The sequence below is a fragment of the Variovorax sp. P5_A3 genome (assembly GCF_056400665.1).
In genome coordinates this window covers 82,246-94,472 of sequence record NZ_JBFUKW010000013.1, presented here as the reverse complement: position 1 = coordinate 94,472, position 12,227 = coordinate 82,246, and the positions used below count along the sequence as shown (strand labels likewise).

Below are 12,227 nucleotides of genomic sequence, written 5' to 3'. Positions count from 1 at the left end.
CATCCCGTTCGATTTCTTCGCCGCAGTGCGGCGCGGGACCCGCTTTGCCCGAAACAACCGCCAACCTCCACCGGAAGGAACGCAAATGACCCAGCATTCATCGACTCGCCGACAACTGATCCGCGGCGCCGCAGCGGTGATCGCACTGCCGTCGCTGTCCGCCTTCGCACAGGCGCCTGCGCGGCAACTTCGCATCGGTAACCAGAAGGGCAACCTGAGCCTGCTGAAGGGCAGGGGCACGCTGGAACAGCGTCTCGCGCCGCTGGGCGTCTCGATCAAGTGGACGGAGTTCACCGCGGGCCCGGTGCAACTCGAAGCGCTCAACGTGGGATCGATCGATTTCGGTGACGTGGGCGAGGCGCCGCCGATCTTCGCGCAGGCGGCCGGCGCTCCCTTGGCCTATGTGGCCGCCACCGTGCCACGTCCGCAATCCGAGGCGGTCCTGATTCCCAAGGGCTCGTCGATCCAGTCGGTGGCCGATCTCAAGGGCCGGAAGGTCGCGCTCAACAAAGGCAGCAACGTCCACTACTTCCTGGTCAAGCTGCTTGAGAAGCACGGTCTTAGCTACGGCGACGTGAACGTCGTCTTCCTGCCGCCGGCAGATGCGCGCGCCGCCTTCGAGAAGGGATCGATCGACGCCTGGGTCATCTGGGATCCCTTCCTCGCTTCCGCCGAGAAGACGCTCGACGCCAAGGTGCTGGCCGACGCCAGGGGCGTGGTGGGCAACCGGGCCTACTACTTCTCGTCGCTCGACTATGCGCAGAAGAACGCGGATGTCATCAAGGTCCTCATCGAGGAACTCGACAAGGTCGACCAATGGGCGCAGGGCAACCTGGGCGCGTTCGCGACCGAGCTCTCCGCGATCTGGGGCATCCCCAAGCCCGTGGTGGACATCACGGTGGGGCGCACGAAGTTCGGCACCACGCCGATCACCAAGGCGATCCTCGGCGAGCAGCAGCAGATTGCGGACACCTTCTTCGCGCTCGGACTGATCCCGCGCAAGATCCGCCTGCTCGACGCGGCCGCAGGCAACCTGGCCTGAACGGACGGAGGTATCGCCATGACCGCTGTACGTCCGAACGCCTCCATCGCGCGTCGCCGTCTGCTGCAACTGCTCGCACTTACCGCGGGCAGTTGGGGATTGGGCGCTCCCGTTGCGCTGGCGCAGCCCGCCGCCTCGTCACTGCCGTCCGAACCGCTGCAGCAGTTGCGCATCGGCTACCAGAAATCCGCCGCCAACCTCGTGATCGCCAAGCAATCGGGCTGGCTCGAGAAGCGCTTTCCGCAGACGAAGATCGCGTGGATCGAGTTTCCCGCAGGGCCGCAACTGCTCGAAGCGCTGTCGGTAGGCAGCCTGGAATTCGGGCTGACCGGCGATTCGCCGCCCGTCTTCGCGCAGGCGGCCGGAAAGGATCTTGTCTATGTCGGTGCCGAGCCGCCGAAGCCCGACAGCTCCGCGGTGCTGGTTCTGAAGGAATCGCCGCTCCGGACGCTCGCCGATCTCAAGGGGCGCAAGGTGGCGCTGCAGAAGGGATCGAGCGCGCACTACCTGCTCGTGCGCGCGGTCGAGAAGGCTGGCCTGCAGTGGACCGACATCCAGCCGGTCTACCTGGCGCCGGCCGATGCGCGCGCCGCCTTCGAACGCGGGAGCGTCGATGCCTGGGCGATCTGGGACCCGTTCTATGCGGCAACCGAACTCGCGATCCAGCCGCGCACGCTGACGACCGGGCGAGGGCTCTCGGGCAACAACTCGTTCTACCTGGCATCCCGCGCACTCGCCGAGCGGCATCCCGCTGTGATATCCGCACTCTTCGAGGAGCTGACACGCGCGGATCGTCTTGTTCAACAGGATCGTCCAGCGGCCATCCGTCTCATCGCCGAATTCAGCGGACTCGACGCCGGCATCGTCAACCTCTTTCTTCAGCGCCGGCCACCTTCGCCCGTGGGACCGATCCAGCCGGTGACGGTCGCGGACCAGCAACGGGTCGCGGACGCCTTTTTCAAGCTGGGGCTGATTCCCAAACCCGTGGAGGTTGCCCGCATCGTCTGGCGGCCCGACAGCAGCCGGCTCGCCGCCGCCAAACCCTGAGAGCGCATTTGTCATGAACATCCTCTGGTTCCTCCCCACCCACGGCGACAGCCGCTACCTCGGTTCCACCGAAGGCGCGCGCACGGTCGACCTGGCCTACCTGCAGCAGATCGCTGGCGCTGCCGACAAGCTTGGCTACGAAGGCGTGCTGATTCCAACGGGCCGGTCGTGCGAAGACCCGTGGGTGATCGCGTCGAGCCTGATCGGCGCGACCTCGCGGCTCAAGTTCCTGGTCGCGGTGCGGCCGGGTCTGCATCAGCCGAGCCTCGCCGCGCGCATGGCGGCGACCTTCGACCGGCTCTCGGGCGGGCGCGTGCTGGTGAACCTCGTGACCGGTGGCGACCAGGCCGAACTCGAAGGCGATGGCGTGTTCCTCGACCATGCGGCCCGCTACGAGCAGTCGGCCGAGTTCATCCGCATCTGGCGCGAGATCATCGCGCGCAGCCATGAGGGGCAGAGCTTCGACTACGACGGCCAGCACCTGAGCGTGAAGGGCGCCAAGCTTCTGTTTCCGCCGACGCAGAAGCCGTATCCGCCGGTGTGGTTCGGCGGGTCTTCCGCCGCGGCGCACGAACTGGCGGCCGAGCAGGTCGATGCCTACCTGACCTGGGGCGAGCCTCCGGCCGAAGTCGCGAAGAAGATCGCCGACGTGCGCGAGCGCGCAGCCCGGAAGGGCCGCACGATGAAGTTCGGCATCCGCCTGCACGTCATCGTGCGCGAGACGGAGGACGAAGCCTGGCGCGCCGCCGAATCGCTGATCAGCCGCGTCAACGACGAGACCGTGATCCGGGCGCAGGCCGCTTTCGCGCGCATGGATTCCGAAGGGCAACGACGCATGACCGCTCTGCATGCGGGCGGCGCGAAGCGCACGCGTGCCGATCTGGAGATCAGCCCGAACCTGTGGGCTGGCGTGGGCCTCGTGCGTGGCGGCGCGGGCACGGCGCTGGTGGGCGATCCGAAGACCGTTGCGGCTCGCATCGAGGAATACGCGGCGCTCGGCATCGACAACTTCATCTTCTCGGGCTATCCGCATCTCGAAGAGGCCTATCGCTTTGCCGAACTGGTGTTCCCGCTGCTGCCGCGCAAGCAGCGTCCGGGGCTGCCGGGCGAGACGCTCACCGGGCCGTTCGGCGAGGTGGTCGCCAACCTGGATGCGCCTTCGCGCCTTCTCTCCCAAAGCTGAGGCCTCCATGACCGAACAAGTGCAGACCTTGCCAGCCGCCGCCCCCTCGCTGAATGCCGCAAAGGCCAAGGCCTTCGGCATCGGTGTCGCCAGACGCCTCATTCCCTGGCTCGTGCCAGTGGGCCTGATCGTGGTGTGGCAGATCGCCTCGTCCCTTGGCTGGCTCTCGACGCGCGTGCTGCCGGCGCCTGTCGACGTGGTCAAGGCCGCGTGGACGCTCGCGGTGTCGGGCGAGTTATGGACCCACGTGAAGGTGAGTGCAGGGCGTGCGCTGGCGGGGCTTGCCATCGGCGGCGGGCTCGGGCTCGCGTTGGGCCTTCTCACGGGATCGGTGCGCTTCTTCGAGACGCTGCTCGATTCGAGCATCCAGATGGTGCGCAATATCCCGGCGCTGGCGCTGATTCCGCTCGTGATCCTCTGGTTCGGCATCGACGAATCGGCCAAGCTCTTCCTGATCTCGGTGTCGGTGTTCTTCCCGATCTACCTCAACACCTTCCATGGCATCCGCAATGTCGATCCGCAACTGATCGAGATGGGCCGCACCTACGGGCTCACGCGCTGGCAGCTCTACAGGGAGGTGATTCTTCCGGGCGCGATGTCCTCGATCCTCGTGGGCCTGCGCTTCTCGCTCGGCCTGATGTGGGTGATCCTGATCGTGGCCGAGACCATCTCGGCGCAATCCGGCATCGGCTATCTCACGATGAATGCGCGGGAGTTCCTGCAGACCGACATCGTGCTCGTGGGCATCCTGCTCTACGCACTGCTCGGCAAGCTGGCCGACCTGTTCGCCCGCGGCCTGGAGCGCTGGTGGCTGCGCTGGCATCCGGGCTATCGCGTCGCGAAATGAAGGAGCAATGAAGATGACTCACGCACTTTCCAGGACGAGCGCCGTCGTTGAATCAACGAACGAAGACGGCGCGGGCGGCGTCCGGCTCGACATCCGGGGGCTGTCCAAGTCCTACGGCGAACGCGAAGTGCTGCGCAACACGCAGCTCTCGATCGAGCCGGGGCAGTTCATCGCCATCGTGGGCCGCAGCGGTTGCGGCAAGAGCACCTTGCTGCGGCTGATCGCGGGTCTCGAAGAGGCCTCCGCCGGTGCGCTCTACACCGACGGCAAGGCCATCGACGGCCTGCATGACGACACGCGGATCATGTTCCAGGAAGCCCGCCTGCTGCCTTGGCGCCGCGTGCTCGACAACGTGACGCTGGGCCTGCCGGCAGAGAGTCGACCGCGCGGCGAGGAGGTGCTGGCGCAGGTCGGCCTCGCCGAGCGGGCGGGTGAATGGCCTGCGCGCCTGTCGGGCGGGCAGCGGCAGCGCGTGTCGCTGGCGCGGGCATTGGTGCATCACCCGCGCTTGTTGCTGCTCGACGAGCCGCTCGGCGCGCTCGATGCGTTGACGCGCATCGAGATGCACCGGCTCATCGAGAACCTGTGGCAGCGCCATCGCTTCACCGCGCTGCTGGTCACGCACGACGTGCAGGAAGCCGTTGCGCTTGCGGACCGCGTGATCCTGATCGAGGACGGGCGCATCGCGCTGGACGAAATCATCTCGCTGGCACGCCCGCGCTCGCAAGGCGATCCGGCTTTCGCGGCGATCGAGAAACGCATCCTCGATCGCGTGCTGCAGAAGCCTGAAAGCGCAGAGCCGGCCAACGACACGCGTTGGGCCGACGGTCCCGCGCACGTTCTGCGTTGGGCTGTGTGAGAGATCACCCCCAGGCTTGCCCACTTCGTGTGGCCGCCCACCCCCTCGCCGGGGGCAATCCCAGCGGCCCGGCGGAGTCGGTTCCGCGGGATTTCTGATTTGCCTTTTTCAACCCAAGGAGTATTTCCATGTCCATTCAAGCCATCAACGTTCGCAACCAGTTCAAGGGCAAGGTCCGCGAGATCATCCGCGGCGATGTCGTCTCCGAAGTCGACGTCGAAACTGCATGGGGCATCGTGACCTCGGTCATCACCACGCGCTCGGTCGACGAGCTGCAGCTCAAGCCCGGATCGGATGTGGTTGCATTGGTGAAGTCGACCGAGGTGTCGATCGCCAAGCTCTAAAATGGGGATGATCCATCTCTCAGATATTCACCAGATTTACGATGGCCCGAGCGGGCCGGTCGAGGCTCTCAAGGGCATCGATCTCAAGGTGGCGCCGGGCGAGGTTTTCGGCGTGATCGGGCGCAGCGGGGCGGGCAAGAGCTCGCTGGTGCGTACCATCAATCTTCTCAATCGACCCGTGCGCGGCAGCGTGCGCGTGGACGGCCGCGAGCTCACTGCGCTCGACGATGCCGAACTGCGCGCCGCGCGCCAGGGCATCGGCATGATCTTCCAGCACTTCAACCTGCTGGCCTCGCGCACCGTGTACGACAACGTGGCTCTGCCGCTCGAACTCGCGGGCCTGCCCGCGTCGGGCATCAAGGCCCGCGTCGAGCCATTGCTTGAACTGGTCGGCCTCACCGGACTCCGCGACCGCTACCCGGCTCAGATCAGCGGCGGACAGAAGCAGCGCGTGGGCATCGCGCGGGCGCTGGCCAACCGACCGAAGGTGCTCCTGTCCGACGAGGCCACCTCGGCACTCGACCCCGAGACCACGCGCTCGATCCTCGCGCTGCTGCAGCAGATCAACCGCGAGTTCGGCCTGACGATCGTGCTCATCACGCACGAGATGCAGGTCATCAAGCAACTCGCCCAGCAGGTCGCTGTGATCGACCATGGCCGCATCGTCGAGCAGGGCGCCGTGCTCGATGTCTTCACGCGCCCGCAGCACGAAACCACGCGCAGCCTGCTCGACGACATCGCGCCGCAAGCGCTTCCTGAAAGCGTCCTCGCGCGGATCCGTGCCCTGATGCTCGACGGCGGCAGCCACGCGCCGCAACTGCTGCGCCTGGCCTTTGCAGGCGACGACGCGGCCGACCAGCCGCTGCTGTCTCAAGTGATTCGCCGCTTCGGCATCGACCTGTCGATCGTGCATGGGCAGGTCGACGAGATCCAGGGGCGGCCTTTCGGTTCGCTCGCGGTGCTCGCGCGTGGCGCGGGCGAGTCGGTGGCGTCGGCCGTCGCATACCTGCGCGGCGCCGGCGTGGTGGTGCAGGAGGTGGCGCATGTTTGACGTCTTCACCGGCCCCATGCTGGAACTCTTCGCGAGCTCGCTGTGGGAAACCATTGTGATGGTCGGCATCTCGGGCTTGATCGGTGCAGCGGTCGGTGTGCCGCTCGGCGTGTACCTGCATCTCACGGACGCGGGCGGCGTGCTCGCGAACCGTCCCGCCAATCGCATCGTGGGGGCTATCGTCAATGCGGTGCGCTCCACGCCCTTCATCATCCTGCTCGTGGCGATCATTCCGCTCACGCGCCTGTTGACGGGCTCGTCGATCGGCACGGCCGCAGCGGTGGTGCCGTTGAGCATTGCGGCCGCGCCTTTCGTTGCGCGGCTGGTCGAGACCTCGCTGCGCGAAGTCGACCGCGGGCTCGTCGAAGCGGCGCAGGCCATGGGCGCAACCACGGGCCAGATCGTCTGGAAGGTGCTGTTGCCCGAAGCCTTGCCCGGCATCGTGGCGGGCGTGACCATCACCTTCGTGAGCCTCACCGGGTACTCGGCGATGGCGGGTGCGATCGGCGGCGGCGGCCTGGGCGACCTGGGCATCCGCTACGGCTACCAGCGCTTCCTGCCCGAAGTGATGCTTGCGGTGGTGATCGTGCTGATCCTCTTCGTGCAGGCGCTGCAGAGCGGCGGCGATTGGCTGGTACGCAGGCTGAGTCATAAGTAGCTCGCCCCCAGCCTCGCTCACTGCGTGTAGCCGGACACCCCCTGCCGGGGGCAATCCCTTCGGCCCGGCAAAGCCGGTTCCGCGGGATTTCTGGCCTCGGTTGCTAGCTAGGTTGTTTATTTCTTTCTCTCCCATAAGGACACGTTTCATGCATCCATCCAAACGCAAGCTTCTCCAGTCGATCGTCGCCCTGACGATCGCGTCGGGCTTTGCGGCCGTGCCGGCATTCGCGCAGGACAAACCGATCAAGATCGGCGTCACGGGCGGTCCGCACGCTCAGATCTTCGAACAGGTGAAGAAGGTCGCCGAGAAGGACGGTCTCAAGATCCAGATCGTCGAGTTCAGCGACTACGTGCAGCCCAACGCCGCGCTGGCCGCAGGCGATCTCGATGGCAACAGCTACCAGCACAAGCCTTACCTGGACCAGCAGGTCAAGGACCGAAACTACAAGCTCGTGGACGTGGCCACCACGGTCAACTTCCCGATCGGCATCTATTCGAAGAAGGTCAAGAGCCTGAAGGACCTGAAGGAAGGCGCACGCTTCGGCATGCCGAACGACCCGACCAATGGCGGTCGCGTGCTGCTGCTGTTGCAGGACCAGGGCCTGATCAAGCTCAAGCCCGAAGCCGGCCTCAAGGCCACGCCGCTCGACGTGATCGAGAACCCGAAGAAGATCAAGTTCATCGAGGTCGATGCCGCGCAACTTCCGCGCACGCTCGACGACGTCGATGCCGCGGGCATCAACACCAACTTCGCGCTCTCCGCGGGCCTCAACCCGGTCAAGGATGCGATCGCCAGGGAAAGCGCCAAGAGCCCCTACGTGAACATCCTGGTCGTTCGCGAAGCGGACAAGGGCAAGCCGTGGGTTGCCAAGCTGGTGAAGGCCTATCACTCGGACGAAGTGCGCAACTTCATCCAGGACGAGTTCAAGGGATCGGTGCTCGCGAGCTGGTAGGGCGGCCGCTGCCAGGGAATCCTGCGCAGTAACCCGTCCGTGGTGGGGTTTTGTGCGATGCTGCATGGTCGAGCCCCCACCACGGAGGACATGGCATGTCTCACTTCGACGTCAGCGACATCGTCGTCGCCCTGCACGCCGCGCGCGACGAATGGCGCGATTCACAGAAACGCTCGCGCGAGCCCGGCAGCCGAGAGTTTCCGTCGCGCGATGCGCTGGCCGGCATCGTGGAGTCGCTGAAGGGCGCGCTTTTCCCCATGCGGCTCGGCCCGCCCGAGCTGCGGCACGAAAGCGAGGACTTCTACGTCGGGTACACGCTGGATTCGGCATTGCAGGCGCTGTGGACACAGGCTTCGCTCGAACTGCGCTACATGGCGCGCCACCAGCCACGCGCTTCCGATGCGATCGACGCGGAGGCCACCGCCGCAGTGCGCGAATTCGCGGCTGCGCTGCCCGGCATCCGCCGCCTGCTCGATGGCGATGTACTCGCGGCCTTCCAGGGCGACCCTGCGGCGCGAAGCGTCGATGAAGTGCTGCTGAGCTATCCGGGCATCCTCGCGATGATTCACCACCGCCTGGCGCACCGACTCTACGGCCTCGGCCTGCCGCTGCTCGCGCGCATCGTGGCCGAACTGGCGCACAGCCAGACCGGCATCGACCTCCACCCGGGCGCGCAGATCGACGCCGGCTTCTTCATCGACCACGGCACGGGCGTCGTGATCGGCGAGACGGCGGTGATCGGCAAGCGCGTGCGCATCTACCAGGCCGTGACGCTGGGCGCGAAGCGCTTCCCGACCGATGTCGAAGGCAATCTGCAGAAAGGCTTGCCGCGGCATCCGGTGGTGGAGGACGACGTCGTGATCTATGCGGGCGCGACCATCCTCGGCCGCGTCACGCTGGGCAAGGGCGCGACCATCGGCGGCAACGTGTGGATCACCGATGACGTACCGCCCGGCGCCAGCGTGTCGCAGGCGAGCCTGCAGAATGCACCGCTGCGGCGGCCCGCATGATCGGTTTTTCCAGATAGTGTCTTGTGCGCTACGCATAGTGCGTCGCGATTTCCTTCAATCACCGTCAAGGAGTTTGCATGGCCCAGAAAAAGATTGCCGTTGTCATCGGCAGCTTGCGCAAGGATTCGTTGAACCGGAAGCTTGCGCTCGCCGTCGCGCATCTCGCACCCTCCGATTTCACCTTCGAGCACGTGCAGATCGATGACCTTCCGCTCTATAACCAGGACCAGGATGGCAATCAGGCCCCGGCGGTCAAGCGTCTCAAGACCGAGATCGCGGCGGCGGACGGCGTGCTGTTCGTGACGCCCGAATACAACCGCGCGATTCCCGGTGTGTTGAAGAACGCAATCGACAATGCCTCGCGCCCGTACGGGCAGAGCGCATGGGCGGGCAAGCCCGCAGGCGTCCTCGGCATTTCGGTCGGCCAGATCGGCACGGCCGTCGCTCAGCAGCAGCTGCGCACCGTGCTGGCCTATCTGGACATGCCGACCCTCGGCCAGCCCGAGGTCTTCCTGCAGAACAAGGAAGGTCTCTTCGACGACAAGGGCCATGTCGCCGAAGGCGCCACCAAGAAGTTCCTCCAGGGCTGGGTCGACAAGTACGTGGCCTGGATCAAGGACCACTCGAACTGAGCGCGAGCCGCTTCAGTCTCCGACCAGCGCGAGCACGCGCAGGGGACTGCCCGATCCGCCCTGGATCTTCAGCGGTGCCGCCAAGATCATCGAGCCCGTCGGCGGCAGCTGATGAAGGTTGGTCAGGCATTGCAGTCCGTAGCGATTGGCGCCGTGCATGAGCGTGTGGCACGGGTAGGGCAGCGGCCATGCGTGGGCCTGTCCCGCGTCGGTGTTGATGGTTTCGACGCCGAAGCCGTGGACCTTGCGCTGCGCGATGAGCCATTCGACCGCTTCCTGCGTGGGGCCGGGCGTGTGTGCGCCGTCCTCGCGCAAGTTCAGGAACGCGGCCGGGTCGCTCGCACGCCTCGACCAGTCCGTGCGAAACAGCACCCAGGCACCGGCCGGAATGCGGCCATGTCGTGATTCCCAGGCTTCGAGAAAAGAGACGGTCAACAGCCAGTCAGGGTCGCCAGCGACTTCAGCGCTGGCATCGACCACCACGGCCGGAGCGACGAAGTTCCGGACCTCGATGGTGTCCACGCTGTTGTTCGGATGGTCCTTGCCGCTGATCCAGTGCACCGGTGCGTCGAAGTGCGTCCCCGTGTGCTCGCCGCAGGAGAAGTTGTTCCAGTACCACCCGGGCCCGGCCTCGTCGTAATGCGAGATCCTTTCCATCGTGAACCCCCACACCTGCCCGAACTGGGGCGGCAGTTGCAGCGCCGGAAAGTCCGGCGACAAGGTCTGGGTGAGGTCGACGATGCGAATGCGGCCTTCGAGCAGGTCGGTTGCGAGACGGTCAAGAGTGGCATGTGCCATGGGTGCGGATCTCCGTGGGATGAGTCGAAATGGGCGCGGCGGCTGGGCCGCCCGAGAGGGGCGTATAGCCCGTTTTCCAGTAGACGAGCGCGCCGTCGTGGGGCGCGTCGGCGCGTATTGCGCGCACGCGGCCGAGCACCACGCAGTGGCCATGACGCTCGAAGCATTCCTCGATGTCGCAGGCGAAGGCAGCCGCCGCGCCGTCGAGCAGCCAGGCGTCTTCGACGAGATGCCACTTCGATCGCGCGTAGCGTCCCTCGGCCTGGATGCCGTCGCGTCCCGAGAAGCGCTCTGCCACCACCTGCTGGTGCTCGGCCAGGACGTTGACCCCGAACCGGCCGTGCCGGCGCATCAAGGGCCAGGACGACGACTCGGCGTTGACGGACACCAGCAGCACTGCTGGTGCCACCGAGAGCGAGACGACGGATGTGGCGGTGAATCCCGAGCGTGCGCCGAGGGCGCCCACGGTGATGACGCTCACGCCGCCGGCCAGCCGTCGCATGGCGGTACGGAAGGCCTGGCCATCGACCGGTTCGGGCAGGTCACGCATCGCGAAGGCCATGGGCGCGGAGGATCGGGAGGACGGTGTCCCGGAAGTACGGGAACTCCTCGACATAGTCCACGAAGGACAGCGTGGTCCCGCTGAATCCCGCTTCGGCCAGGCTGAGGATCCCCTGCGCCACTTGCTCCGGCGTGCCGACAAGCGGAAAGCCCCCATGCCCGGCCGCCATGCGGTCCCGGATCAGCGCCAGCAGATCGTGAGGGAAGGATTGGGCGTGCGCAAACTGGAGATTGACCAGGTTGTCCACGGCCGCCCAGTCCGCATGCACCTGACCGAAATGCGAAAGATAGGCGCGTGCCTCCGCCTCGGTCGGCCGGCAGACCACGTGTGAGAACGTCAGCACCCCGACGTCACGCCCCTTGGCGTTGGCCGAGCTTCGCAACTCGGCCACTTCGTCCTTCGAGCGGACGAGATCGATGGCCGGCGTGAAGAGGAAGTTGGCGTTGCGGGTCGCAAATTCGCGTCCGAGACCGGAGCCCGCCGCGTTGAGGATCGGCGGCAGCTCGCCGTAGGGCTTCGGGTGGCTGTGGATGCCCTTGAGCTGGAAATGCGCGCCGTCCCAGTCGAAGACGCCCGGCTCCTGCCACAGCTTGCGCACGAGCTGGTACCACTCCTCGGCGTACGCGTAGCGGGTCTCGTGGTCCGGAGGGAGCTTCAAGCCCAGTGCCTCGTATTCCGGGTTGTTCCAACCCGCGACGATGTTCAGGCCGGCGCGGCCCTGGCCGAGCTGGTCGATGGTCGCGATCTGCTTGGCCACGACCACCGGATGGTTCGCCGCGGTATGCGTGGTGGCGAACACCGTCAACTGCTTCGTCTGCGCGACCAGCCCGGTCGCCCAGGTCACGGTCTCCAGCACGTCGCCGTGGAAATTGGTTTCGCCGCCATAGCCGATCCAGCGCGCAATGGGCAGCATGAAGTCGATGCCCGCGTCGTCGAGCAGCCGGGCGAGCTTCAGGTTGTTGTCCCAGGTGTTCTGCCAGCGTTCCGGCACCTTGGTGACGGACATGCCGCTGGAGCAGTTGGAGGCGAATGTGCCGAGGAGGAAGTGCTTGCGTTGAAGGAGGGGGGTGGACTGGATTGGCATGGGGCGTGCATGTGTGAACTTCGATGGGTCCACGATAAGGACGCGGCGCTGGGGCGATGTCCCGGGCGTGCAAGTGCTGTCCCATGCGTGCAAGTCTTTGCGCCGCCGTGCGATCGAGGCGCTGGACGGCCGAGGGTTATCCCCGAAGTCCGACC

At 66.1% G+C, this 12,227-nt stretch carries 14 protein-coding genes; 11 read left to right on the top strand and 3 right to left on the bottom strand.

The genetic code is table 11. From position 1 onward, the window contains the following. Nucleotides 1–85 precede the first annotated feature (85 nt). The 11 genes from AC1D3B_RS20795 (at nucleotide 86) to AC1D3B_RS20745 (ending at nucleotide 9,628) form a co-directional block, all read left to right on the top strand. Nucleotides 86–1,042 (top strand): sulfonate ABC transporter substrate-binding protein, encoded by a 957-nt coding sequence (locus tag AC1D3B_RS20795; protein WP_478192568.1) that lies wholly within the window; start codon nucleotides 86–88, stop codon nucleotides 1,040–1,042. Between the two features lie 18 nt (nucleotides 1,043–1,060). Beyond that, the gene (locus AC1D3B_RS20790) at nucleotides 1,061–2,089 is read left to right on the top strand and encodes a sulfonate ABC transporter substrate-binding protein (RefSeq protein ID WP_478192567.1); all 1,029 of its coding nucleotides are present in this window, start codon (nucleotides 1,061–1,063) and stop codon (nucleotides 2,087–2,089) included. A gap of 13 nt (nucleotides 2,090–2,102) precedes the next feature. Continuing rightward, nucleotides 2,103–3,272 (top strand): FMNH2-dependent alkanesulfonate monooxygenase, encoded by a 1,170-nt coding sequence (gene ssuD / locus AC1D3B_RS20785; protein WP_478192566.1) that lies wholly within the window; start codon nucleotides 2,103–2,105, stop codon nucleotides 3,270–3,272. A gap of 7 nt (nucleotides 3,273–3,279) precedes the next feature. Continuing rightward, the gene (ssuC, locus tag AC1D3B_RS20780; protein ID WP_478192565.1) at nucleotides 3,280–4,119 is read left to right on the top strand and encodes an aliphatic sulfonate ABC transporter permease SsuC; all 840 of its coding nucleotides are present in this window, start codon (nucleotides 3,280–3,282) and stop codon (nucleotides 4,117–4,119) included. A 13-nt stretch (nucleotides 4,120–4,132) separates the two neighbouring features. After that, a complete protein-coding gene (locus AC1D3B_RS20775) occupies nucleotides 4,133–4,978 on the top strand; it encodes an ATP-binding cassette domain-containing protein (protein WP_478192564.1) in 846 nt (281 codons plus the stop codon). Between the two features lie 128 nt (nucleotides 4,979–5,106). Next, the gene (locus AC1D3B_RS20770; RefSeq protein WP_028250350.1) at nucleotides 5,107–5,322 is read left to right on the top strand and encodes a TOBE domain-containing protein; all 216 of its coding nucleotides are present in this window, start codon (nucleotides 5,107–5,109) and stop codon (nucleotides 5,320–5,322) included. Between the two features lie 7 nt (nucleotides 5,323–5,329). Continuing rightward, a complete protein-coding gene (locus AC1D3B_RS20765; RefSeq protein WP_478192563.1) occupies nucleotides 5,330–6,373 on the top strand; it encodes a methionine ABC transporter ATP-binding protein in 1,044 nt (347 codons plus the stop codon). Then, the gene (locus AC1D3B_RS20760; protein ID WP_478192562.1) at nucleotides 6,366–7,031 is read left to right on the top strand and encodes a methionine ABC transporter permease; all 666 of its coding nucleotides are present in this window, start codon (nucleotides 6,366–6,368) and stop codon (nucleotides 7,029–7,031) included. The genes AC1D3B_RS20765 and AC1D3B_RS20760 overlap by 8 nt, the downstream gene beginning before the upstream one ends. A 148-nt stretch (nucleotides 7,032–7,179) precedes the next feature. Continuing rightward, nucleotides 7,180–7,986 carry a MetQ/NlpA family ABC transporter substrate-binding protein gene (locus AC1D3B_RS20755; RefSeq protein ID WP_478192561.1) on the top strand — a complete coding sequence of 269 codons (807 nt, stop codon included), beginning with the start codon at nucleotides 7,180–7,182 and terminating at the stop codon, nucleotides 7,984–7,986. A gap of 95 nt (nucleotides 7,987–8,081) precedes the next feature. Beyond that, a complete protein-coding gene (epsC, locus tag AC1D3B_RS20750; RefSeq protein ID WP_478192560.1) occupies nucleotides 8,082–8,996 on the top strand; it encodes a serine O-acetyltransferase EpsC in 915 nt (304 codons plus the stop codon). Between the two features lie 77 nt (nucleotides 8,997–9,073). After that, a complete protein-coding gene (locus AC1D3B_RS20745) occupies nucleotides 9,074–9,628 on the top strand; it encodes an NADPH-dependent FMN reductase (RefSeq protein WP_478192559.1) in 555 nt (184 codons plus the stop codon). Nucleotides 9,629–9,640: 12 nt separating this feature from the next. On the opposite strand, the gene AC1D3B_RS20740 is transcribed toward AC1D3B_RS20745, so the two are convergent. The 3 genes from AC1D3B_RS20740 to AC1D3B_RS20730 are packed head-to-tail and all read right to left on the bottom strand — an operon-like array spanning nucleotide 9,641 to nucleotide 12,072. Next, nucleotides 9,641–10,426, bottom strand: coding sequence for a cyclase family protein (locus AC1D3B_RS20740; protein ID WP_478192558.1), 786 nt, complete (start codon nucleotides 10,424–10,426; stop codon nucleotides 9,641–9,643). Further along, entirely contained in the window at nucleotides 10,407–10,988 is a 582-nt protein-coding gene (locus AC1D3B_RS20735; RefSeq protein ID WP_478192557.1) for a flavin reductase family protein, read from the bottom strand. Before AC1D3B_RS20735 ends, AC1D3B_RS20740 begins: the two co-directional genes overlap by 20 nt. Beyond that, nucleotides 10,969–12,072, bottom strand: a complete 1,104-nt coding sequence (locus AC1D3B_RS20730) for an LLM class flavin-dependent oxidoreductase (protein WP_478192556.1) — start codon at nucleotides 12,070–12,072, stop codon at nucleotides 10,969–10,971. The genes AC1D3B_RS20735 and AC1D3B_RS20730 overlap by 20 nt, the downstream gene beginning before the upstream one ends. Between the last annotated feature and the right edge of the window lie 155 nt (nucleotides 12,073–12,227).

Bases quoted from the DNA above. Each gene is read 5' to 3' on its own strand.
- AC1D3B_RS20795 (WP_478192568.1), top strand. From the start codon at position 86: ATGACCCAGCATTCATCGACTCGCCGACAACTGATCCGCGGCGCCGCA.
- AC1D3B_RS20790 (WP_478192567.1), top strand. From the start codon at position 1,061: ATGACCGCTGTACGTCCGAACGCCTCCATCGCGCGTCGCCGTCTGCTG.
- ssuD (WP_478192566.1), top strand. From the start codon at position 2,103: ATGAACATCCTCTGGTTCCTCCCCACCCACGGCGACAGCCGCTACCTC.
- ssuC (WP_478192565.1), top strand. From the start codon at position 3,280: ATGACCGAACAAGTGCAGACCTTGCCAGCCGCCGCCCCCTCGCTGAAT.
- AC1D3B_RS20775 (WP_478192564.1), top strand. From the start codon at position 4,133: ATGACTCACGCACTTTCCAGGACGAGCGCCGTCGTTGAATCAACGAAC.
- AC1D3B_RS20770 (WP_028250350.1), top strand. From the start codon at position 5,107: ATGTCCATTCAAGCCATCAACGTTCGCAACCAGTTCAAGGGCAAGGTC.
- AC1D3B_RS20765 (WP_478192563.1), top strand. From the start codon at position 5,330: ATGATCCATCTCTCAGATATTCACCAGATTTACGATGGCCCGAGCGGG.
- AC1D3B_RS20760 (WP_478192562.1), top strand. From the start codon at position 6,366: ATGTTTGACGTCTTCACCGGCCCCATGCTGGAACTCTTCGCGAGCTCG.
- AC1D3B_RS20755 (WP_478192561.1), top strand. From the start codon at position 7,180: ATGCATCCATCCAAACGCAAGCTTCTCCAGTCGATCGTCGCCCTGACG.
- epsC (WP_478192560.1), top strand. From the start codon at position 8,082: ATGTCTCACTTCGACGTCAGCGACATCGTCGTCGCCCTGCACGCCGCG.
- AC1D3B_RS20745 (WP_478192559.1), top strand. From the start codon at position 9,074: ATGGCCCAGAAAAAGATTGCCGTTGTCATCGGCAGCTTGCGCAAGGAT.
- AC1D3B_RS20740 (WP_478192558.1), bottom strand. From the start codon at position 10,426: ATGGCACATGCCACTCTTGACCGTCTCGCAACCGACCTGCTCGAAGGC.
- AC1D3B_RS20735 (WP_478192557.1), bottom strand. From the start codon at position 10,988: ATGGCCTTCGCGATGCGTGACCTGCCCGAACCGGTCGATGGCCAGGCC.
- AC1D3B_RS20730 (WP_478192556.1), bottom strand. From the start codon at position 12,072: ATGCCAATCCAGTCCACCCCCCTCCTTCAACGCAAGCACTTCCTCCTC.